This is a genomic window from Geobacillus sp. LYN3 (assembly GCF_003064505.1).
Lineage (GTDB): Bacteria > Bacillota > Bacilli > Bacillales > Anoxybacillaceae > Parageobacillus_B > Parageobacillus_B toebii.
The window spans coordinates 2,104,031-2,125,868 of record NZ_QCWL01000001.1; the positions used below are offsets into that span (position 1 = coordinate 2,104,031).

Sequence of the window (21,838 nt, forward strand, 5' to 3'; positions counted from 1 at the left end):
ATATAAGTTGAATTAAAGATTTACAACTGAACACACAAACGATCGATCGTTTGTTCTGGTTTCTGGTTGATTCGCTGAATAAAGGCTTGGACATTCTTTCTAATTTCTTGCACACTCGAATAGAACACGTTGTAAATCACGTCTGATTTCAGCCATTTCCATAGCCCTTCAATCAAGTTCAATTGCGGACTGTATGGTGGCAAAAAGACGAGCTCTAACCGATCTTCGTGTTCTTTTAAAAATGGCTGAATGAGTTTGGCATGGTGAATTCGAGCGTTATCTAAAATCATCACTATTTTGCCTGTGGGATAGCGTTCTAACACAAGTTGAAGAAATCGAAGAAATGTTTCCGCGTCATAGCGTTCTTCTTCGATGCAAAACACTTCCCCTGTTTCGTAGTTCAACGTGCCAATCAGCTTCAGCCCTTGATGTTTTCCAAACGTCGGAATGATTCGTTGTTTTCCTTTGACAAACCATGTTTTTTGAATCGCTTGGTAATCACGAATCATCGACTCATCTTGAAAGAGGACATGGGCGATGTTCCCATCTACCAGTTTTTTTTTNTTTTTTTTTACTTCAGGGAAGGTGATTTCGACGAATTCTTTTTGTTTCTCTTCATCGGCATTGGCTAGTGTATAGGTCGGTTTCGTATAGCTTAGCCCTAACCGATGCAGAATGTCACTTGTTCCGCGAAGCGTGTATGTTGGCCCCCACTTTTGTTGAATGAGTTCAGCGATTATCGCAAGCGTCCAATTATATTTTGCTTCGAATCCCACATCTACGGGGAGCTGATGTTCAATGATCAAAGCCAGCTCTTTTTCCTGCTCAGGGGTCAATCGACGTGGGGCGCCAGGTGAGTATTTCATCTCCAGTCCATCAAGACCGCGCTGGGCGTAGGCATGAATATAGTTATAAATAGTTTTCTTGGATCGACCAATAATCGTTGCGATTTCTCCTTTGGTATATCCCTGCAAATGAAGATAAATCGCTTGGTAGCGTTCATATGCTCGTTTACTTTTTGCTTCTTTCATGGCAGTGGACAACTTTTCGATCTCGTCTTTGTGATTTGGCATCATATTTTCTCTCCGTTCCCCTATTTTCTCTTTTATTTATTTATTCGCCGTGGAACGGGAGAAAACCTTTATTTCAATTTATATAGTTCTGCTTTTCGGATTACAAATTAGTAAAAAAGAGGTGTAACCTATGGGAAATGAAAACATAAGCTCTTTAAAAAGCCCTTCTCCCCTCGGAAGTTCCAAAGGGCTTTGGCTAGGAGGCGTTGCCTTTACTTTCGCGATCGCGGCAATGGGATTTGCGCTAGCGGCAATACCAGGGCTTGACCGTTTGGGGCCGCTCGCGTGCGCGATGTTGATCGCAGTCGTTTATCGGCAAATTTTTGGATATCCAGAAGCGATTCGGCCCGGCATTCAATTTTCCTCGAAACGTCTATTAAGATTTGCCATTATCCTATTTGGCTTAAAGCTTAATATTGATGTCGTGATTCATCAAGGATTAAGCCTTCTCATCCGCGATGTGGCTGTCATTGTTTTTTCTATTTTTGTGACGGTTTGGCTTGGAAAAATGTTAAAAGCAAATCCTTCATTATCATTATTGCTCGGGATTGGAACCGGTGTATGCGGAGCGGCTGCTATTGCTGCTGTTTCTCCGATTTTAAAAACCAAAGATGATGACACGGCCATATCTGTAGGGATTATAGCGCTTATCGGTACTATTTTTTCTATAACTTATACGATTATTCGGCCATTTTTGCCCGGTTCTGATTTGCATTACGGAATTTGGAGCGGAATTAGTTTGCACGAAATTGCGCACGTTGCGTTGGCTGGTGCTCCGGCAGGTCAGGATGCGTTGGCCATTGCTTTGCTGGCGAAGTTGGGAAGAGTTCTTTTGCTTGTTCCGCTTAGTTTTATATTAATGTATTGGATGAGCCGAAAAAATGCCGGCCGGGAGTCAGGAGACACGAAAGTGGAATTTCCATGGTTTTTGATTGGCTTTATTCTTACGAGTTTGTTTGGTAGCTACGTTCTCGGAAAAGCCATTCCTATTTCAAAAAATGCATTAAACGGCATTTCTTATTTCACATCATTTATTTTGACATCAGCTATGGTCGGCCTCGGCTTGAATATTAGTCTTCGCGATTTGCGGACAAAAGCTTTGCGCCCTTTCATCGCCATGTCCATTACATCCGTTTTATTATCTTTTTTGTCTTTCTTCATTGCTTAACTAAGCGGAAAGATGAAAAGTTTTAAATACAATTTAAAAAAGGATATCCCAAAAGAGGATGATTTTGGGGTATCCTTTTTTGATTTATACTGCATTCCAGATGCATCTGTCTAGCCTTGGCTCGATTAAGTCCGAGATTTTGTGTAAAAAGAAACGTCGAAAAGCCGTTTGGATTTCCAAAGACTTGAATTCGCTAGACCAAAAGCAACATTTTACACAATAATGAGGACTTGGCCGCTTATAGTTAAGTCCATATAATTGTGTAAAAAGGGAAATAGAAAAAGAGCCATGTTGCTTCCCCTTTGGTAGAATAAACAGTGGACAAACAAACACCAAACATAAGGAGGAATGCAACCATGGCTCAATATCATATTACCCTAAATGATGAACTTTTGCACGGGTTATTCACCAGAGATGAGGGATTAGCTAAGCTATTGGAACAAGTCCTCAATCAAATCCTCGAGGCACAAGTAGAAGAACAGCTGGGAGCTCGCCGTTATGAACGAACGGAAGAACGAAAAGGCTATCGAAACGGTTCGTATCCACGCCAGCTGACGACCCGGGTAGGACGGTTGACCTTGCGCGTTCCACGGACAAGAGATGGGGAGTTCTCTACGGAACTGTTCCAACGGTATCAACGGAGCGAACAAGCACTGGTACTGGCACTCATGGAAATGGTGGTAAACGGGGTGTCTAGATTGAGTCCCAAAATGTGTGTAAAAAAACAGAAAAAATGTATTTTACGCAATAACAAGGGGTTGGTCCCATTCGGTTGCCTATGCCTTCTTTCAAACAATATCAATAAACCTTGCATCATATGTTTTTTCATATTTTCCCAACAAAAAAATCCCCTTATAGTAAACTCCTGTCTACTATAAGGGGATCTTATCAACGTGGCATCTTTTATTCGTGATTGAACACCGTTTGAGCAAGTTGTTTTGCCGCCATGAACGGAGATGTCGCTGAAGCAATCGCGCTGATGACGGAAACGCCGTCCGCGCCAGCGCTCATCACTTCGCCGGCATTTTCCGCGGTAATGCCGCCAATTCCCACGATCGGAATAGCGATTCCATTGTTGCGAAGAAGACGAATGATCCCGGGGCCTTGCGCCTGCTTCGCATCTGCTTTCGATTTCGTCGGGTAAATCGGCCCTACTCCGATATAATCGGCGCCAGCAGCGACCGCCGCTTGCGCTTCTTTCAAATTATGTGCCGACACTCCGAGAATTTTGTCACCGATTTTTTCACGGACAATACGCGCATCTTCATCGTCCTGCCCGATATGCACCCCATCGGCATCAATCGCAAGCGCTAGTTCGACATCGTCATTGACGATAAACGGGATGCCGCGTTTTTGGCAAATAGCCTGCAGCTGTTTGGCGAACTCGTATTTTTGTTCACCGACAAGCGCACCGCTCCCTTTTTCGCGAAATTGAAACAGCGTAATTCCGCCATCAATCGCTTCTGTTAATACTTCTAATGGCTGTTTTTTACAATTTGTACTTCCCATAATAAAATATACTTTCAATCGTTCTCTCATTACTTCGCTTGCAATTCGGGCCACTTTCCACTCACCTACCGCGCTTGTTTCTCCCGGTACGCCCAATGATTTGTCGGGCCGTGACCGTGGCCGATGCCTAATTCATGACTAATGGCGGCTTGAATAAACGATTTCGCTGTCTGCACTGCTTCTTGCACTGTTTTTCCTTTTGCGAGTTCTGCCGTTATCGCCGCGGCAAACGTGCATCCTGTTCCATGCGTATGTTTTGTATCGATTCGCTTGCTTGTGAAATAGAAAAATTCACTTCCGTCATATAATACATCGACCGTTTCTTCTCCATCATCGTCATGTCCGCCTTTGATCACGACGTATTTCACTCCTAGTTCATGCAGACGTTTCGCCGCCTCCTTACGGTCCTCAATCGTTCGAATCGTATGGCCGGTTAATGCTTCCGCTTCCGGAATGTTCGGAGTAACCACCATCGAAATCGGAAGCAAATGCGTTTTTAATGCGCTTACCGCCTCTTCTTGCAATAGCGGAGCACCGCCTTTGGCAATCATGACCGGATCGACGACGAGGCGTTCCCACCCGAATTGTTTCACTTTCGAAGCAACCACTTCAATAATTTCCGCACTAAACAGCATTCCGGTTTTTACCGCATCCGCTCCTAAATCGGTTCCGACGGATTCAATTTGTTGCGCGACCGCTTCCGGCGACAATGGGTATACTCCTTGCACGCCGAGTGTATTTTGCGCCGTTACCGCTGTTAATGCGGACATCCCAAATACACGCAATTCTTGAAATGTCTTTAAATCCGCTTGAATCCCAGCACCGCCGCCGCTGTCCGAACCAGCAATCGTTAACGCTTTATATACCATGATTTTCTCTCCCTTCATTCTCCTCGTTCAATGCGACCGTATCGGCTGATCTCATCCGCTCCTACGCGGAAAAGCGCGTCCAAAAAGGCGATTTGAAAGCTGCCCGGTCCTTCGTCTCCTGCATTTTTCGCAGCGATTTCCGCGGCAACTCCATAGATGACAAGCGCCGCCGCCGCCGCTTTTAACACATCCCGCTCTACAGCCGCAAATGCGCCAATAACAGATGTCAATAAGCAGCCAGTTCCGGTCACTTTCGTTAACAACGGGTGTCCGTTACGAATGATATACGTCGTATTTCCATCTGTTACAACATCCTCTTTTCCTGTAATGGCGACTACTGTTTTCAGCTGCTCGGCCGCTTTTTTCGCAAGCGATACGACATCCCCGCTGCCTTCTCCCGCATCAACGCCTTTAATGGTCCACGATTCGCCGATAGTATTCGCGATTTCCGCCGCATTGCCGCGAATGACAGACAGTTGGACCGCGCTCGCAATGTTTCGCGCCGTCTCCGTGCGATACGGCGTCGCCCCGGCGCCAACCGGATCGAAAATAACAGGAACGCCAGCTTCGTTTGCCGCTTTTCCGGCAATGATCATCGCTTCCACTTCTGTTGGATTTAATGTTCCGATATTTAAGACAAGCGCCCCCGCAATTTTTGCCATATCCGCAACTTCCTCTTTCGCATACGCCATGACCGGTGAAGCACCTAACGCAAGCAGTCCGTTTGCCGTAAAATTCGTTACAACAACATTCGTAATGTTATGTACAAGCGGATTGGCTTGTCTAACCATTTGCAATGCGTTTATCGCTTCCTGGTTGTTCATTTCCCATCCTCTCCCTTTTTTGCGAATAAAAAAAACACTTTGCGCGCAAGCAAAGTGTATACGGATCCCACAGTCACTTTCCCTGCGCTGGCATTACCCCAACAGGTTCGAACGGTCAACGGCGGAATTAGCCGTACTCTCAGCCTGCTTCCGCAAGCTCCCGCAAAACAATATATAGTTTTTCACAAAAGAGTCTACTCCTTCTTTTCACATATTGCAACTGAACCTCCCGATGGCTAAAGCCACGGGGTTCTTGTGTACTATAGAGCTTCTTCCATACCTTCGCATGGATACTGACTCTAATTCCACAAGACTTTCATGGGCAAACACCTCACTGGTGCTTATCGCCCTGTGCGCCCGATTCAAGACGTTGGATTTTTCTTCTCTATAAGAGTAGTATACCATCTTTGACTACGTCAAAGCAATCGGTTCATCCCATGTCTAAAGACGGGCTACACCCTGCATGGGCTTTCTCCGATTGTACTTGTAAAAATATCACATTATGAACGGTGTTTTGAAATTTCCGGCATCGTTGATCCTTCACTTAGTGAAGGAGATTGGTGCCACGGCTGCGGCATCGGCAAATTAAATAAATCAAGATCGACAATGTATCGGGGGCGCCGTTTTGTTTCTTTATAAATTTTCCCAATATATTCTCCGATCAACCCAAACGCAATAAGCTGCAAGCCGCCGAGAAACCAAATGGATGTAATGAGCGATGTCCAGCCTGTTTGCGTATGGCCGGTAAATTTTAAAAGAAGAAAATATACTCCAAACAATAAGCTGACGAAAAAGGAAACAAATCCAATGAGCGAAATAATGCGAATCGGCGTAATGCTAAACGAAGTGATCCCATCAAGGGCAAACGCGATCATTTTTTTGAGCGGATATTTCGTTTTTCCTGCAAACCGCTCTTTCCGATCATAATAGATGGTTGTGGAGCGAAACCCTAGCAGCGGCACAATTCCGCGCAAAAACAAATTCACTTCCTCGAACCGTTCGATTTCCTCTACCGCCCGCCGGCTCATTAACCGATAATCGGCATGGTTATAAACGAGATCCACTCCCATTGCTCTCATCAGTTTATAAAACCATTGAGCAGTATGGCGTTTAAAAAACGTATCCGTATCGCGCTTATTGCGCACCCCATACACAATTTCATATCCTTCATGAAACTTTTGGACAAAATCGCGAATGACGGAAATATCATCTTGCAAATCCGCATCGATCGAAACGATGCAATCAGAACGCGTTTTCGCAGCAAACAGCCCCGCTAACAGCGCGTTTTGATGCCCCGCATTGCGCGCAAGTTTCACCCCTTTTACTTCCGGATAACGCAAGCTTGCTTTATAAATAATGTCCCATGTCGCATCACCGCTTCCGTCATCGACAAATAATAACGTGCTTTCAGGAGAAACAAGGCGCTCGGCAATCAGCTCCTCCCGCAGATTGCGGAGCTGGCGAATCGTTTCCGGCAATACTTCCTCTTCGTTATAACACGGCACAACAATCGTAAGCATTGGTTCGTTCATGTTAACCCCTCCTTACGGTATCACCTTGTACAAATAAATCGTCCATGCCGATTCTTTGGAATGAAACACTTTTTCAAGCGTCAGCTGATTTTGTTTTGCGTTTTCAATCGGCAATGCCGAGAAAATATAACGGCCGCCCATTTCGCGAAATACATTCGTATTTAGCTGTAAATGTTTAATCGTTCGTTTTGAATTCTTGTTAAACATATAATGTTTTCCTAACTCGTCGACAAAAATATAGCAACGTCCGCCCCATTCATCGAAGTACTCGCGCAGCTTTTTGTTTTTTGCGAGTTCGTTGGCAATGATTTGGCGGAACTGATGTTTATAAGAGAGCGGATAAAAATTGTTGTACGTATCGAGCGTGTAAAATCCGTTATATTGCGCGATTGCCGGGTGAATGCCGATGCTGGCGACACGATATTTGTGAACCGGCAGTCCGATGTGCTCTTTTATTTCTTGGAATTGCTTTTCCGCATAAAACTCGCGAAACGACGGTTTATTGCGATGCGCAATTTCCTCGTTAAAAGCGGTGAGAACGACTAACTGAGCGGCAAGCGCTGCAAAACATGCCTTTTTCCATGAATGGCCTTGCTGCCATAAAATTTTAAGGGAAATGGCAAACAGCACGTAAATGACCATCGGCCGCAAAAAGTGATAGCGGGCAAAATTAAATTTATCCAGAAGATCAAAACGTTCTGTTAACGGGACCCAGCCTTTATAAAACCAAAACGCGTACCACGTCGACAGCGCAAAATTCAATACGTGTAAAAATACAAATAGCTTTTCCCGCTTCCATAACTTTTTCTTCCAAACGATATACAACGCCACTAACGTCACCGGCAAAATAATCAGTCCGTGTACCGTCATCACATGCGTATGGCCAAGAATATAGTTTTTAAAAATTAGACGTATGACACGCCAAAGCGGCAAGCGGGCATGAAAATACTCATCACGGCTTGTCGGTTCATCAGAAAATAACAGCGAATGAACAAGGCGGTAATCCACCGCCAAATAAATGGCAGTCATGTACACAATGGCAAAGAAAAAGCGCCAATTCCATCCTTTCCCGCGAATGACGTCGACAAGCCACCATATTCCCATCGCACTAAGGAAAAAGAAGAAACCGAGCACGAGACTCGAATAAAACGGCAATAGCGTAAGCACAAGATAGTTTACCCATGAACGCTCGCCAGCGCGGATGTTCAGAAACGCCCACAGCGCAAGCGGCATTCCAAGCGTGCTAAGCATCCCTGATGGCCAAAACGGTGTCAGCGCAAAAGCAAGAGATGCTCCAATGCGAATCCATACCCATTTTTCATCTGGAACAACATATTTCCTTAACAGCAAGTACATGCCGATAAACGCAAACACGCGAGTAATCGCCTGACTAAGTCCATATGCGTAAATGGATGGAAATAGCGCGTGAAGCCAAACGATTCCGCTAAATTCCGTACCGAACGCATTTCGAGGCAACCCGTTAATAATTTGCGGGATGACCGCATGAACCGAACCAAATAACTCTCCGCTTTTTGTGACGACTTTATACCATGCAATATTGGAATCTAAATTATCATGCACACGCATATGCGCATCTTCGCCAAGCAGAAAATACGGCGATACAAACAAGGCGATTGCAAGGAATGAAAAAAACAGGAGTTGCTTTTCTATTGTCGTCACCTCATCCCCCTCCATTTTTAAAATGTCTTCCTTTATTTTCTAACGGGAAAGGAAAAATATGCATCTTTTCTATCATAGAAAAAAGGCCGCTCCAAAAAGCAGCTTTTGCTTTTTGGAAGCGGCCATGTGTTGCTGATTATGCACACACTTTCATGTTTTTGCCCCTTTTTCTAATTTTTGATACTCTTCTTCTTGCAATTTCCGCCACAATAATTTTCCGCTTGATGTCATCGGCAGCGACGAACGGAATTCGACGATGCGCGGATATTTATAGGCGGCCATTTGAGTTTTCGCCCATTCCATAATTTCTTCTTCTGTGATTTTGCCTACGTACTCATCTTGAAGCACAATAAATGCTTTCACGGTCTCGCCGCGGCGCGGATCAGGAACACCAATGACGCACGCTTGTTGCACGGCCGGATGCTTATAGAGCAACGATTCAACTTCGGTCGGCCATACCTTATAGCCGGACGCGTTGATCATCCGCTTGACGCGGTCGACAATGAAGAAATATCCTTCCTCATCCATGCGGCCGATATCGCCGGTGCGGAAAAACCGTTTTCCATCGATTTCAATAAACGCTTCTTCCGTTTCTTTTTCACGGCGGTAATAGCCTTTACACACTTGCGGACCGTGCACAACGATTTCCCCGATTTCCCCGACGCCAAGCTCTTTTCCAGTAGCCGGGTCAATGATGCGGGCGTCGACGTCAAACGATGGAATGCCCAAGCATTGCAATTTCGGACGATCCGGCGGGTTGAAATGGGTATGCGAAATCGTTTCGGAAAGCCCATATCCTTCCATGTATTGCACTCCTGTCAGCTTAAACAATTTTTCTCCGACCGCTTCTGGAAGCGGCGCGCCCCCGCCAGCGATGCTAGCAAGAGAAGAAATATCATATTTTGACAATGACGGATTGGCCAAAAAGTCAATAAGCATCGTGCTAATATTGACCCAATGTGTACAGCGATGCATTTCAATCAAACGCGCGGCACTATCGCGATTCCAGCGGGTGAGCATCACCATCGCCGCTCCCGCAAAAATTGGAAGATGCATGCTGTGGACCATTCCGGTAACGTGAAAGAGCGGCAAGGTGACGAGGCAAACCGTATCGCTTGTCACGTTTGCCCAATGATAGGCGCTGACAATGTTGGCGTTGACCGTCCGGTGCGAATGAACGCACCCTTTTGGCACTCCCGTTGTTCCCGATGTATACGGCAGCACAGCAATATCATCGACATGGCCTTTATATTCTTTCGGCAGAAGATTCGCCTCTAAACAATCGGTCCAATAGTATACACGGTCATTGGCATACGCCTGCCGCGGCAATGCCACCTCGTCAGGAAGAGAAACGGGATAAGGTGCGGCGATATAATCCGAATAAGCAGCGACAATAACATGTTCTAACGCAGTGGACGAAAGCAACGGTTCCACTTTAGCAAACAATTCCTGCCCGACGATGCCGACTTTCGTTTCGCAGTCTTGAATATAGAACGAAAGCTCTTCGGTTGTATTCATCGGATTAATCGGAACAACAATCGCTTCCGCACGTAAAATCGCGTAGTAGGAAATGATAAATTGCGGGGAATTTTGCATGTATAAAAGAACTCTGTCGCCTGGTTGGACGGAAAGTTTTTGCTGCAGGTAGCCAGCAAGCGCGTTGACTTGCTCCCATAATTGTTTGTAAGAGTAAGAGGCACCGTAGTAGTGGATGGCGGTTTTTTGAGGGTAGCGCTTCGCTGTCGTTTCTAAATGATCGACGATCGTCGTTTCCGGCACGGTCAGCGTTTTGCTCAACCGTTTTGGCCAATATGGAAAATGGCGATTATTCATTCACCTCTCCCCCCTCAACAACAAATTTGGAAAGCGTTTACAAAAAAATACGCTTCTGTTATTCTTCCTATTACTCCTTGTTATACATTATCTATTAACCAACTAGTTAGTATGAATATGTTTTCTTTTATCATACTACGTTCTACTGATAATTTCAATAATTTACCGAATATTGGCACACTTTTTTATATTACAAGACGGCCGCACTAAAACGCAAATAATGGAAATTACACGCTGTCAAACAAGCGGTGGCCAATCGAGCGCGGCCAATTCGCGAAACTGCTCGATCACTACATCCGCTTCTGCCAACTCTTCCCCCGCGGCAAATCCAAACCGGCATCCAATCGACCAAATCCCATTATCCTTCGCCGCTTGAATATCGGAACGCCGGTCTCCGACCATCACCGCTTTTTCAATCCCGTAATCATTCAACAGCTGTTTGACTAACGCAGACTTCGACATCAGAGAAAACCGATCGAGGCTGTAAAAATCGATAAAATAGCGCTCGAGCAAAAAGGCGGTCCGAATCGCGGCGAGATAGCGCTGACGCCCGTTGCTTGCGACAAAAAGCGGAATTCCTTGATCGGCAAGGGCCGAAAGCGTCGTGAGCACGTCTGGGTATAACCGCCCGTTTCCTTGCTCGATTTCATCAATGATATCATCCAAAAACCATGCGGCTGCTCGGTCGCGCACCGATTCGCTTGCTTCCGGCATCAATTGGCGCCATACTTCTGAAACTGGGACGCCAAGAATCCGCAAATATTCCTTGACTGGGGTGTCCCCTTGCCACAGCCCTTCGCGGCGCAACCGATCAAACGTCTTATGCAGGGCAGGAACAAGGACGGTTTCCGTTTGAAACAGCGTGCCGTCCATATCGAAAACAATGGCAAATGGAATTTCCCTCATGTTGTTTCCTCCTTCACAAACAGCAGCAGCATCGAATCCATCACCGGCTCATAGCCGATTTCCATATAAATTTTATTCGAAGTAGGGTTGTCTAAATCGGTATAAAGGGAAGCGGTTTTATATCCCGAATCTAATAGCTGCTGCGTCAGTGCCGCCACACAATCAGAAGCATATCCATTTTTTCGTTTTTCCGGCGGCGTATATACCCAGCCGATCGTTACATTCGTTTTCGTTGGACGGGCCCAGCGCGCCATCGAAACCGGCTCCTCATCGATCATCCATACGTATAGTTGCTGATTGGCGATCGCTCCTTGCACCGCCTGCGCCGCTTCCTCTGCGGATGTCGGGAGTTTAACATCCTCACAAAACCGGATAAACCATTGGCACAGCATTTCCATATCACTCATTTGCGCCGGACGCAGCACGCCTCGTTTGGAGGCAGGCCTTTTCACTTTTTTCAGTGCATAAATCCGCTGTTTCATCTGAATATGGACACGGCGGTGCTGAAGCTTGGCGATCTTTTCCGCGAGCGCCGTCGCCAGCCATTTTTCGCCGATTATCCCCGGTATATTCGGATAGCTTTCGTACAGCTTTTTCGCGATTTCCTCTATTTCTTCGGTCGCAAATGGCAACGATTTTGACAAAATAAGCTGGCGCGGATGCGTTTGCAACAGGACAAGCGCCAGCTTACCATCTTTGTTCACTGTTCCCATATACAACGGCTTCTGTTCCGGCTTCATATTCATGATTACACCTAATGGCAAGTTGTTTTCCCCTTCATGTTGCTCAAGAAACGGCAAGACATCCCTTTTGAACAGTGAGAAATCGCTATATCGCCGCAATTCAAGCATCGCTTTCCCCTCCCTCTATGTATCTATTTGAATTTTCAAAACTATTGTTATAACCCGTGGTGCTAGTTGAGTCTTAACGCTCAACTAGCCCAAGAACAACAAGCGAGTAAGCCAGTAAAATACCATCCAATGCCGTTTCAAATCCGGAAACCGAGTTCGCTCGAATCTCGGTGATCCGATACGGATCGACTAAAATCGAAAACACGGTTTCCACCACTTTGCGTTTTCGTTTCATCCACTGTTTCCATGCGTCCGATTGGCGAATTCGCTGATTTTTTCGAACAGGCGTCCAAAAAGCGAATCGGTGCTCTTCGTACGGCTTCTTTTGCAGCTTTTTATGAATGGTGGCTTGCCTATTTTGTGGGTGATTTTCATCGCTGGGGAAAGAGAAACGAAAAGGCAGCTGATGAGGGGATGAAAAGTGGCTTACTGCTGCCGGTATAGCTCGCGGATTTTTCGCTCATGCTGAATGGTTTTGCTTGAAAGAAAGTCGACCGTTTCTTGCGTTTCTGTTAGTTCGGTGCGCAAGTTGTCTACTTTTGTTTCTAGTCGGTTGAATCGTTCGTTCATCTCCTTCTCTAGCCGGTCGATTCTTGCTTCCAATCGATCATTCATCTCTTGTAGCTTTGCTTCCAATCGATTATTCATCTCTTGCATCTTTGTTTCGATTTCAACCATTTGTGCGCGAAGTTGGGTTGCATGAAGATCCAATGCTTTTAAAATTTCTTTCACTATTGTGTTTTGTTCCATTTTGTCACCTCCCTTATGGCTCATTATACTCATTATAAAGGAAGCGGCAAAATTAGAAAAGATGAATCTACTGCTTGTTTACTTTTTATGAAAGTATTGATTGATTTTTGTGACGGTAGCTCCTATTCCTTCATGAATCACAAGATCGAATAAATGATCCATTTTGGTTGGGGTTTTATTAATAATGGCTTTTTTGACTTTCGGAGCTTCATAAGATAAATAAACAGGAATTTGGTTAACAGGAGATACTTCCAGACTTGTTCCCATTGCAATAAAAAGATCGCTGTTGAAAGCTTTATTTAACGCTTCGTCGAAACGTTGAACCATACCGCCAAACAGCACCACATCCGGTTTCAGAATAAAATTGCAAATTTCTCCCTTTTTGTTTGTTTTATGGCATCTTGGAAGATCGTGTGCGTTAATAAATGTTAAATCGTATTTTGTTTTGCATTTTGGGCATGTAGCGGTTTGAAGAGTTCCGTGCAATTCAATAATGTTCGAGTTTCCTGCTTTATGGTGTAATCCATCAATATTCTGCGTTAAAATCGTTACGTTTTTCCCCATATCTTCTAATTCTTTCAAAAATAGATGCCCTTTGTTTGGTTCAAAATTCCCCATTAATTTCAAAGAAAAAATTGTTCGCTGATTATTTTATTCGCATCGTAAATTCATTTGATCCATATCGAAATTTGTCGGATGATTTTGAAAAATTCTTATAAAAAATGCTTTATAATACTTTTAGAATAAATAACGTGTACGATTCTTTTTCGTATAAGTTTATGTTAGATAATTAAAAATTTTCGGTATATTCACTGCATAAGGGGGATGAAGGTAAATGAACACACAGTTTATTGCTGGACATGCCAGATTGCCTGGAGGAATGGCAGCAAAAAGTGTGTTTGATACGCTTACCATTACAGCTGAGATTGATAAAAAATATGGGGTCATTATTGATGCTTCTTGTACGCTCGCCACAGAACATGGACGAGATTATGTTGCACGTCTTTTGAAGGGGCACTCTTTAAAAGATGGCATTGAGGAGCCGCTTGCCCAGTTGAATAACGGATACCTTGGAAAGGCGAATCAAGCTCTAGCGGCTGCGCTGAAAGATTTATATAAACAGTATCGCCAAATTGAAGAAAAAGCGCATATGGAGAAGTAATTCGGCGAAACGGATTTTTCCGTTTTTTTTAATGAAAATATTCCCCGAACATGAAACGCTTGGAACGGACAAATGGATTGATCCGATTGCGTTTCTGTTCGGGGATTGGATTATGTTGGAAATTTAAAACTTGACTGATTCAGGGTTCCACGCTGGAAGCATTTTTCGCAGCGGTTTATCTTTACGGTAGCCAAGGACATACTCTGCTTGCATAATCGTATGAATTTCTCGAGTTCCTTCGTAGATGACCGGTGCTTTTGAGTTGCGGAGATAGCGTTCAACCGGATATTCGTTTGAGTAACCGTATGCCCCGTGAATTTGTACTGCGTCATCAGCTGCTTTGTTGGCGAAATCGCATGCAATCCACTTAGCCAGCGATGTTTCCCGGGTGTTTCGTTTCCCTTGATTTTTCAGATAGCCTGCTTTGTAGACCAGAAGTCGGCTTATCTGAAGCCCAGCTTCCATATTGGCAATCATTTGCTGGACGAGTTGGTGGCGGCCGATTTCTTTGCCAAATGTCTTCCGTTCATGGCAGTATTTTACGCTTGCTTCTAGGCAGGCCATAATTAAGCCAACGGCTCCTGCCGCTACGGTAAAGCGGCCATTATCAAGAGCGGACATGGCAATTTTAAATCCTTCACCTTCGTGCCCAAGAAGGTTTTCCTTTGGTACACGGACGTTGTCAAAGAACAATTCCCCAGTGTTTCCAGCGCGAATGCCAAGCTTTCCTTTAATTGCTTTCGAAGAGAATCCCGGCATCGTCCGTTCAACGATGAAGGCAGAAATGCCGTGGTGCTTTTTGGATTTGTCTGTATAGGCAAAAACGATAAAATGGTCAGCGATATCACAGAGAGAAATCCACGTTTTCTGTCCGTTCAAAATATAGTAATCTCCATCGCGAACCGCAGTTGTGGAAATGGCGGCAACGTCAGATCCGGCGCCGGGTTCAGTCAAACCGAATGCGCCAATTTTTTCTCCTTTCGCTTGCGGAACGAGATATTTTTGTTTTTGTTCCTCCGTTCCCCATTGCAACAGAGTTAGGCTGTTCAATCCGATATGGACGGAAACGGCCGTGCGAAAGGCAGTATCTCCTCTTTCGAGTTCTTCGCAGACGATCGCAAGGGAGTTATAATCCATGCCGGCACCGCCGTACTCTTCAGGAATGCAAACTCCCATGAGATTTAATTCAGCTAGCCGTTTCATAATATTCGGGTCAAAATAACCGCGTTCATCCCATTCTTTAATGTAAGGCATAATTTCTTTGTCCACAAATTTTCGGACGGTGCTTCGGAGCATTTCTTGTTCTGGCGTAAAATCGAAATTCATCATTCGTTATTCCTCCATTTCATTAGTAAATGTTGAAATCAAGCCAATTTCTTTTAGAATTTCATCGTTGTGTTCCCCGGCAAGAGGAGGCGGGATCCGATAAGAAACTTTCGTATCTGACATTTTCAGCGGACTCCCAACAAGTTTCAATGTTCCGACTTTTGGGTGCTCCATGGTTACAACCATTTCTCTTGCAAGCGTTTGAGGATCTTGAAAAAGCTGATCAAGCGTGTTGACTGGTCCGCATGGGACGCCCTTCTCTGCAAGAAGCTGTTGCCATTCCGCCTTTGTCCTCTTTTTGATTTCTTCATTTAGGCGCTGGTTCAGTTCATCACGGTAGGCAACACGGCCAGGATTCGTTTGAAAGCGCGGATCTTTTCCAATCGTTGGATCGGAAAGAAGCTCGCAAAGCGACTGAAACTGTCGATCATTGCCTACAGCTATGACAAGCAAGCCGTCGCTTGCTTCATACGTAGAGTACGGGACGATGTTTGGATGGTCGTTTCCGAGACGCTTTGGAACCTCTCCTGACATTAAGTAGTTTGAAGCTACGTTTACGAGTGTGCTGATCGCTGAGTCGAACAAGGAAAGGTCAATTTTTTGTCCGCGGCCTGTTTTCTCCCTGGCGAGTAAGGCAGCCTGTACAGCAATGGCAGCGTATAGGCCGGTAAATACATCCGTGATGGCGACCCCCACTTTCAGCGGTCCGGAAGATTCTGTGCCTGTAATGCTCATCCATCCGCTCATCGCTTGAATGATGTAGTCATAGCCCGGTAGATGACGATAAGGGCCCGTTTCACCAAATCCGGTAATGGAGCAGTAGATGAGTTGCGGATTGAGTGAAGAAAGAGCGTTATAATCAAGACCAAGCTTTTCCATCGTCCCCGTTTTGAAATTGTGAATGACGACGTCTACTGTTTTGGCAAGACGGCGGATCACTTCCTTTCCTTCTTCTGTCTTTAAGTTGACAGTGATGCTTCGTTTGTTTCGATTGGCCGAGATGTAATAGGCGCTGACACCGTTTTGAAATGGCGGTCCCCAAAAACGGGTGTCATCCGATCCGCCAGGCGCTTCGACTTTAATAACGTCTGCTCCAAGATCGCCAAGAATCATCGTCGAGTAAGGACCGGCGAGAACTCGAGTCATGTCGAGAATGCGAATTCCGTCCAGTGCTCCTGTCATGCATTCACCTCCTGTTTCAGCAAGCAAATAAAAAAGCCGATTCCTTCCTTGACAGCTTAACGATTAGGAAAGGAACCGGCTTAACGATCCGAGAGAGCGCTTCGGCAAAGAAACGGCTGTCGGATCGAAACAGTTCTTTAAGAAAAAACAATTATGAAGTTTTTGTTTCAATCGACCGCTCGCATATTGTCGGCTGTTAAAACCGACTGAAGAGACGGTTACTTTTGCTTTTTATTATAAGGGAAGGCTGTTCTATTGTAAATATTTTTTGTAAAATTAAAATATTAAAAATAATTTGACAATAACCGTATATCTCGTTTACAATAGAAGCAACTGAAAATAGCATATATAGAAAAACTGTGGAATCTATTCTACTCGCCCTGCAGGCGAGAGGCACAATAGATACCGGCCAGTTTAATCATTATTTTCGATGATTAAGCTGGCCTTTTTCTATTTTAATCATTTTTAAGGAGGGAGTTTTTATGTCAATGTCACATACGTATTCTGCATCACAATCTGAAAAATGGATGGAAAGAAGATTGAAGGCGGTTTCGAGAGCTCCGTATCACGTGACAGGGATTTTTATTAAGGAAGCAAAAGGAGCCATCATTACCGATGTTGATGGAAAGGAGTACATTGATTTTGCCGGTGGGATCGGCGTTCAGAACGTTGGTCATTGTCACCCAAAAGTGGTGGAGGCCGTAAAGCGGCAAGCAGAGTCATTTATTCATCCATGCTTTCATGTGACCGCATATGAATCATATGTCGAACTCGCTGAGAAACTGAACTCCCTTGTGCCAGGGGATTTTCCAAAAAAAGCAATCTTTTTAAACAGCGGCGCAGAAGCTGTGGAAAACGCTGTTAAAATCGCACGCAAATATACGGAACGCCAAGCAGTTCTTTCCTTTACCGGCGGCTATCACGGACGTACGCTGCTTACGATGTCACTGACGAGCAAAGTGATGCCGTACAAAAAAGGATTCGGACCGTTTGCGCCTGAAGTTTATAAACTTCCTTTTCCTTATTATTACCGTTCAGATGGCATGACTGCTGATGAGGTCGATGACCAATTGATTAAGAGGCTTCGTCATTTCTTTATCGCTGAAGTAGCTCCTGAAGATGTTGCTGCGATCATTGTTGAACCTGTGCAAGGAGAAGGGGGATTTATCGTTCCATCACGTCGTTTTATGAAGGCAATTCGCGATATTTGTGATGAGTATGGGATTGTCATGATTGCAGATGAAATTCAGACTGGTTTTGCCCGTACAGGAAAGATGTTTGCGATGGAGCATTTCGGAGTGGCGGCCGATCTGGTGACGATGTCGAAGTCAATGGGAGCAGGAGTTCCGATCAGTGCAGTCATTGGAAAAGCTGAGATGATGGATGCACCTGAAGTCGGGCAGCTTGGCGGCACTTTTTCCGGAAGCCCTCTCGGCTGCGCGGCAGCTCTTGCGGTTCTTGAGGTGATTCAAGAAGAAAATCTAGTGGAAAAAAGCCAAGAACTTGGCGAGAAGATGAAAGCTCGTTTGAAAGCGATGCAGGAAAAATATGAAATCATTGGCGATGTTCGCGGTCTTGGGCCGATGTGTGCGGTCGAACTCGTTCAAGATCGCAACGAAAAAATACCTGCCAAAGAAGAAACGGCATACATCGTGGCAAATGCTTGGAAGCGAGGCGCGATTTTCCTCAGCGCCGGCATTTACAGCAATGTTCTTCGTTTCTTACCGCCGCTTGTCATGACAGATGAACAGCTTGATCGAGGATTTTCGATTCTTGAGGAGCTTTTCGAGGAAGTACAAAAAAGGGGAGTGTCACGATGAAGCAGACGATCGTGAGAGAGGCAAAGAATTTTATCGGTGGACGGTGGCTTTCAGCAGCGGATGAACCGATCCAACTTTTTAACCCGGCCAATTACGATGAACTGGTTGCCGTTGTTCAAAACTCTTCGGAGAAAGAAGTGAATCTCGCTGTCGAAGCTGCAGCAGCCGCCAAACAAAAATGGGCGCTCACGTCTGGACCTGAGAGAGCCGCATGTCTTCAAAGAGCGGCTGATCTGTTTGAGAAATATGCGGATGAACTGGCGGAGATTGCGACGAAAGAAATGGGCAAACGTTTAGCAGAAACGAAAGCGGAAGTGCAGAGGAGTGCTTCGATTCTCCGTTATTATGCGGGAGAAGGATTTCGGAAATTGGGAGAAGTGCTCCCTTCTTCCGATCCATCTAATCTATTTTTTAGCAAACGGGTGCCTGTCGGCGTAGTAGCTGTCATTGCTCCTTGGAATTTTCCATTGGCCATTCCAGTTTGGAAAATGGCTCCAGCTCTTGCATACGGGAATACGGTCGTTTTTAAACCGGCGCTTGAAGCAAGTGCAACGGGCGCTCGCATAGTCGAAATTTTCGAAGAAGCCCAATTTCCGCCTGGAACCGTTAATCTCGTCATCGGTCGAGGAAGCCGAATTGGCGATGCCCTTGTGCAGCACGAGAAAGTAGATGCTATCACGTTTACGGGGTCGAATGCGATTGGATGCGAAATTGCGAAAAAGGCTGCAGCGCGCGGGGCGAAATATCAGCTTGAACTAGGCGGAAAAAATCCCGCTATTGTTTTAAAAGATGCGGATCTGGATTTCGCTGCACGTCTTGTCGTGGAAGGGGCTATGAAGCAGACCGGTCAACGCTGCACAGCTACAAGCCGCGTTTTCGTGGAAAAAGAAGTGATATCAGCATTCAGAGAAAAGGTCGTTCAAGAAGTTCAGCGCATTCGCGTTGGAGATGGGATGGATCCGAATGTCACGATGGGACCAGTTGTTTCCAAAAATCAATATGAGACCATTCTTCGTTATATCGAAATCGGGAAACGGGAAGGCCGACTGATCACAGGAGGGAAAGCATGCCCGCACCTAAATGGTTGGTATATTGAACCAACGGTGTTTGATCATGTGTCAAACACGGCCATCATCGCAAGAGAAGAAATTTTTGGACCCGTTTTGTCTATTATTGAAACCGCTTCCTTGGATGAAGCGATTTCCATGGCAAACGATACAATTTATGGACTGAGCGCATCCCTGTTTACAAACGACCTGTCCAAAGCTCTTTATTTCGTCGATCGAATTGAAGCTGGCATGGTTCAAGTGAATGGAGAAACGGGCGGTGCTGAACCGCAAGCCCCATTTGGCGGCATGAAACAATCCAGTTCAGGGACACGGGAGCAGGGACAGGCTGCAGTAGAGTTTTTTACAACGTATAAAACGGTTGCCATTCGTCCCCAGCCGTTCAAAGGATAAAGATTTCTAAGGGAAGTTCGGAAAACACATATAAAAAATTAAATGAAGGGAGAGGAATAGATGGAGAAAAAAACAGACCAACAGTTTAACCGAGTATTGACAAGAATTGATGTGTTGTTTCTTGCTTTTGGTGCTATGATTGGATGGGGCTGGGTCGTTTTATCAGGAGAATGGATTATAAGTGCAGGTTCGATCGGAGCGATTATTGCTTTTCTCATTGGCGGAGTGCTTGTCACATTCGTAGGATTAACATATGCTGAGCTGTCTTCTGCAATTCCGAAAGCCGGTGGTGGTCTTTATTTTGTTCTTAGAGCGCTTGGCCCGAAAGCTGCATTCATTGCGGCATGGGCTATTGCTCTAGGATACATTTCCGTGGTTGCTTTTGAGGCTGTGGCGTTACCAACGGTTATTGAATATTTATTTCCAAACTTTAAATTCGGTTATCTTTGGACAGTTGCTGGATGGGATGTGTATGCATCTTGGGTTTTGATCGGAGTCGTTGGATCATTGTTCATTACAGCCATTAACTATAGGGGGATTAAAGAAGCTGCTTTCTTTCAGACGTTGTTAACGATCGCTATTTTTCTTGTCGGAATGTTGCTTTTAGGAGGCTCGTTAGCAAACGGAGAAACCATGCTTCTAAAGCCATTTTTTAAAGATGGTTGGGCTGGATTATTTTCTGTGATGCTGATGACTCCGTTTATGTTTGTCGGTTTTGATGTCGTTCCTCAGGCGGCTGATGAGATGAATATTCCGTTTAAATCGATTGGAAGAATCCTTATTTTATCCGTTGTGCTTGCCGTTTTGTTTTATGTGGCTGTCATTTTTGGTGTCTCCTATGTGCTTCCTTTAAATGAAATAGTGAATTCTTCACTGCCAACTGCCGATGCAATGTCTGCTGCTTTTGGAAATCCTTTCTTTGCGAAGGTGCTCATCATCGGGGGGCTTGCTGGGATTTTAACTAGTTGGAATGCCTTTATCATCGGTGGTAGCCGCATCCTTTATGCGATGGCAAAAGAAAACGTTCTCCCTCGTTGGTTTGCTTACATTCACCCGAAATATAAAACACCATCTAATTCAATCTGGTTTATTGGAATTTTATCAACATTTGCCCCGTTTCTTGGAAGACCAATGCTTGTCTGGCTTGTCGATGCAGGTGGGTTAACAATAACAATTGCATATTTTATGGTTGCTTGGGCCTTTATTGTCTTACGGAAAAAAGAACCTGATATGCCTCGGCCGTTTCAAGCGGGACGACTTCCAATTGTCGGCTGGATCGCTCTTGCTTTTACAATCGGTTTTATTCTTCTTTATATGCCGGGAATGCCTTCACAGCTTGTCTGGCCTTACGAATGGGCTATTTTTCTCGGTTGGTGGGTGATCGGTATTGTTTTTCTTATAAGAATCAATAGAATGAAAAAGAGTGGACAGTGGACGGCAAAAGTTCAAGAAGCAGAAGAATTATAATGGATGAAATACCTGGTCACCATTGCGACAGTCTTTTCTAGCATTCATCTAGTTGGAAATGAAGACTAAAAGAAGAGTGCAATTTTATGTAAAAAAGAGGGATTTCTGATGAAGGAATCCCTTTTTTGTTGCTTTTATTTATGAATACCCGTGGTGCTAGTTGAGCGTTAGAACTCAACTAGCCCTAGTGTGACCAGCGAATAGGCTAACAATATGCCGTCGAGCGCTACTTCAAATCCGATCATGGAATTCGCTCGAATCTCTGTGATCCGATATTGGTCAACCAGAACCGAGAACACCGTCTCGATCACTTTGCGTTTTTGTTGGATCCACTTCTCCCATGCCTCGGACGGGCGATGTTTCTGGTTTTTTCGAGACGGAGTCCAAAGCGCCATTTGGTATTCTTCGTACAGCCTTTTTTGCAAG

General features: G+C 45.0%; 18 protein-coding genes and 3 pseudogenes. 6 read left to right on the forward strand and 15 right to left on the reverse strand.

Annotated features, from left to right (window positions below; translation table 11 throughout):
- Positions 1-20: 20 nt before the first annotated feature.
- Complete coding sequence (locus tag DCC82_RS10940; RefSeq protein ID WP_108430350.1) at positions 21-1,076, reverse strand: IS630-like element ISBs2 family transposase; 1,056 nt, start codon at positions 1,074-1,076, stop codon at positions 21-23.
- Positions 1,077-1,203: 127 nt separating this feature from the next.
- On the opposite strand from DCC82_RS10940, the gene DCC82_RS10945 reads away from it, so the two are divergent.
- Both DCC82_RS10945 and DCC82_RS10955 read left to right on the forward strand, forming a co-directional pair.
- Complete coding sequence (locus DCC82_RS10945; RefSeq protein ID WP_062678966.1) at positions 1,204-2,241, forward strand: YeiH family protein; 1,038 nt, start codon at positions 1,204-1,206, stop codon at positions 2,239-2,241.
- Between the two features lie 356 nt (positions 2,242-2,597).
- Positions 2,598-2,936 (forward strand): annotated as a pseudogene (locus DCC82_RS10955) (transposase); the annotation flags it as partial.
- Positions 2,937-3,144: 208 nt separating this feature from the next.
- Here DCC82_RS10955 and thiE read toward each other — a convergent pair.
- The 11 genes and pseudogenes from thiE to DCC82_RS11010 all read right to left on the reverse strand — a co-directional run.
- Entirely contained in the window at positions 3,145-3,804 is a 660-nt protein-coding gene (gene thiE / locus DCC82_RS10960; RefSeq protein WP_062677350.1) for a thiamine phosphate synthase, read from the reverse strand.
- Between the two features lie 11 nt (positions 3,805-3,815).
- The gene (thiD, locus tag DCC82_RS10965) at positions 3,816-4,619 is read right to left on the reverse strand and encodes a bifunctional hydroxymethylpyrimidine kinase/phosphomethylpyrimidine kinase (protein ID WP_097354950.1); all 804 of its coding nucleotides are present in this window, start codon (positions 4,617-4,619) and stop codon (positions 3,816-3,818) included.
- 14 nt (positions 4,620-4,633) lie between these two features.
- A complete protein-coding gene (gene thiM / locus DCC82_RS10970; RefSeq protein ID WP_097354600.1) occupies positions 4,634-5,443 on the reverse strand; it encodes a hydroxyethylthiazole kinase in 810 nt (269 codons plus the stop codon).
- 500 nt (positions 5,444-5,943) lie between these two features.
- Positions 5,944-6,975: a glycosyltransferase family 2 protein gene (locus DCC82_RS10975; RefSeq protein WP_108430351.1), complete on the reverse strand. Its 1,032-nt coding sequence runs from the start codon at positions 6,973-6,975 to the stop codon at positions 5,944-5,946.
- Positions 6,976-6,987: 12 nt separating this feature from the next.
- Positions 6,988-8,655, reverse strand: coding sequence for a DUF6044 family protein (locus tag DCC82_RS10980; protein ID WP_108430429.1), 1,668 nt, complete (start codon positions 8,653-8,655; stop codon positions 6,988-6,990).
- Positions 8,656-8,805: 150 nt separating this feature from the next.
- The gene (locus tag DCC82_RS10985) at positions 8,806-10,488 is read right to left on the reverse strand and encodes a long-chain fatty acid--CoA ligase (RefSeq protein WP_108430352.1); all 1,683 of its coding nucleotides are present in this window, start codon (positions 10,486-10,488) and stop codon (positions 8,806-8,808) included.
- A 237-nt stretch (positions 10,489-10,725) separates the two neighbouring features.
- A complete protein-coding gene (locus tag DCC82_RS10990; protein ID WP_108430353.1) occupies positions 10,726-11,394 on the reverse strand; it encodes an HAD-IA family hydrolase in 669 nt (222 codons plus the stop codon).
- Positions 11,391-12,245, reverse strand: a complete 855-nt coding sequence (locus DCC82_RS10995) for a GNAT family N-acetyltransferase (protein ID WP_108430354.1) — start codon at positions 12,243-12,245, stop codon at positions 11,391-11,393. The genes DCC82_RS10990 and DCC82_RS10995 overlap by 4 nt, the downstream gene beginning before the upstream one ends.
- A 73-nt stretch (positions 12,246-12,318) precedes the next feature.
- Positions 12,319-12,588: pseudogene (locus DCC82_RS11000) on the reverse strand (transposase); the annotation flags it as partial.
- Positions 12,589-12,671: 83 nt separating this feature from the next.
- A complete protein-coding gene (locus DCC82_RS11005) occupies positions 12,672-12,995 on the reverse strand; it encodes a hypothetical protein (RefSeq protein WP_108430355.1) in 324 nt (107 codons plus the stop codon).
- A gap of 78 nt (positions 12,996-13,073) precedes the next feature.
- Positions 13,074-13,637: pseudogene (locus DCC82_RS11010) on the reverse strand (NAD-dependent protein deacylase); the annotation flags it as partial.
- Between the two features lie 193 nt (positions 13,638-13,830).
- Here DCC82_RS11010 and DCC82_RS11015 point away from each other — a divergent pair.
- Positions 13,831-14,157: a DUF3870 domain-containing protein gene (locus DCC82_RS11015; RefSeq protein ID WP_089097761.1), complete on the forward strand. Its 327-nt coding sequence runs from the start codon at positions 13,831-13,833 to the stop codon at positions 14,155-14,157.
- Positions 14,158-14,280: 123 nt separating this feature from the next.
- Here DCC82_RS11015 and DCC82_RS11020 read toward each other — a convergent pair whose 3' ends face one another.
- Both DCC82_RS11020 and DCC82_RS11025 read right to left on the reverse strand, forming a co-directional pair.
- Positions 14,281-15,486 carry an acyl-CoA dehydrogenase family protein gene (locus tag DCC82_RS11020; RefSeq protein ID WP_187252159.1) on the reverse strand — a complete coding sequence of 402 codons (1,206 nt, stop codon included), beginning with the start codon at positions 15,484-15,486 and terminating at the stop codon, positions 14,281-14,283.
- 3 nt (positions 15,487-15,489) lie between these two features.
- Positions 15,490-16,665: a CaiB/BaiF CoA transferase family protein gene (locus DCC82_RS11025; protein WP_089097762.1), complete on the reverse strand. Its 1,176-nt coding sequence runs from the start codon at positions 16,663-16,665 to the stop codon at positions 15,490-15,492.
- A 482-nt stretch (positions 16,666-17,147) separates the two neighbouring features.
- On the opposite strand from DCC82_RS11025, the gene gabT reads away from it, so the two are divergent.
- Genes gabT through DCC82_RS11040 form a run of 3 tightly spaced genes read left to right on the forward strand, consistent with a single transcriptional unit; the run spans position 17,148 to position 21,412 of the window.
- Entirely contained in the window at positions 17,148-18,485 is a 1,338-nt protein-coding gene (gabT, locus tag DCC82_RS11030) for a 4-aminobutyrate--2-oxoglutarate transaminase (RefSeq protein WP_187252176.1), read from the forward strand.
- Positions 18,482-19,945, forward strand: coding sequence for an aldehyde dehydrogenase family protein (locus DCC82_RS11035; protein ID WP_097354603.1), 1,464 nt, complete (start codon positions 18,482-18,484; stop codon positions 19,943-19,945). Before gabT ends, DCC82_RS11035 begins: the two co-directional genes overlap by 4 nt.
- 60 nt (positions 19,946-20,005) lie before the next feature.
- Positions 20,006-21,412: an APC family permease gene (locus DCC82_RS11040; RefSeq protein ID WP_097354604.1), complete on the forward strand. Its 1,407-nt coding sequence runs from the start codon at positions 20,006-20,008 to the stop codon at positions 21,410-21,412.
- A 167-nt stretch (positions 21,413-21,579) separates the two neighbouring features.
- On the opposite strand, the gene DCC82_RS18225 is transcribed toward DCC82_RS11040, so the two are convergent.
- Positions 21,580-21,838 (reverse strand): transposase (locus DCC82_RS18225; RefSeq protein WP_353652433.1); only part of this gene is annotated, 259 nt, incomplete at its 5' end.

Bases quoted from the DNA above. Each gene is read 5' to 3' on its own strand.
- DCC82_RS11035 (WP_097354603.1), top strand. From the start codon at position 18,482: ATGAAGCAGACGATCGTGAGAGAGGCAAAGAATTTTATCGGTGGACGG.
- DCC82_RS11025 (WP_089097762.1), bottom strand. From the start codon at position 16,665: ATGACAGGAGCACTGGACGGAATTCGCATTCTCGACATGACTCGAGTT.
- thiM (WP_097354600.1), bottom strand. From the start codon at position 5,443: ATGAACAACCAGGAAGCGATAAACGCATTGCAAATGGTTAGACAAGCC.
- DCC82_RS11005 (WP_108430355.1), bottom strand. From the start codon at position 12,995: ATGGAACAAAACACAATAGTGAAAGAAATTTTAAAAGCATTGGATCTT.
- DCC82_RS10945 (WP_062678966.1), top strand. From the start codon at position 1,204: ATGGGAAATGAAAACATAAGCTCTTTAAAAAGCCCTTCTCCCCTCGGA.
- DCC82_RS11040 (WP_097354604.1), top strand. From the start codon at position 20,006: ATGGAGAAAAAAACAGACCAACAGTTTAACCGAGTATTGACAAGAATT.
- DCC82_RS11015 (WP_089097761.1), top strand. From the start codon at position 13,831: ATGAACACACAGTTTATTGCTGGACATGCCAGATTGCCTGGAGGAATG.
- thiD (WP_097354950.1), bottom strand. From the start codon at position 4,619: ATGGTATATAAAGCGTTAACGATTGCTGGTTCGGACAGCGGCGGCGGT.
- gabT (WP_187252176.1), top strand. From the start codon at position 17,148: ATGTCAATGTCACATACGTATTCTGCATCACAATCTGAAAAATGGATG.
- DCC82_RS11020 (WP_187252159.1), bottom strand. From the start codon at position 15,486: ATGATGAATTTCGATTTTACGCCAGAACAAGAAATGCTCCGAAGCACC.
- DCC82_RS10990 (WP_108430353.1), bottom strand. From the start codon at position 11,394: ATGAGGGAAATTCCATTTGCCATTGTTTTCGATATGGACGGCACGCTG.
- DCC82_RS10975 (WP_108430351.1), bottom strand. From the start codon at position 6,975: ATGAACGAACCAATGCTTACGATTGTTGTGCCGTGTTATAACGAAGAG.
- DCC82_RS10985 (WP_108430352.1), bottom strand. From the start codon at position 10,488: ATGAATAATCGCCATTTTCCATATTGGCCAAAACGGTTGAGCAAAACG.
- DCC82_RS10995 (WP_108430354.1), bottom strand. From the start codon at position 12,245: ATGCTTGAATTGCGGCGATATAGCGATTTCTCACTGTTCAAAAGGGAT.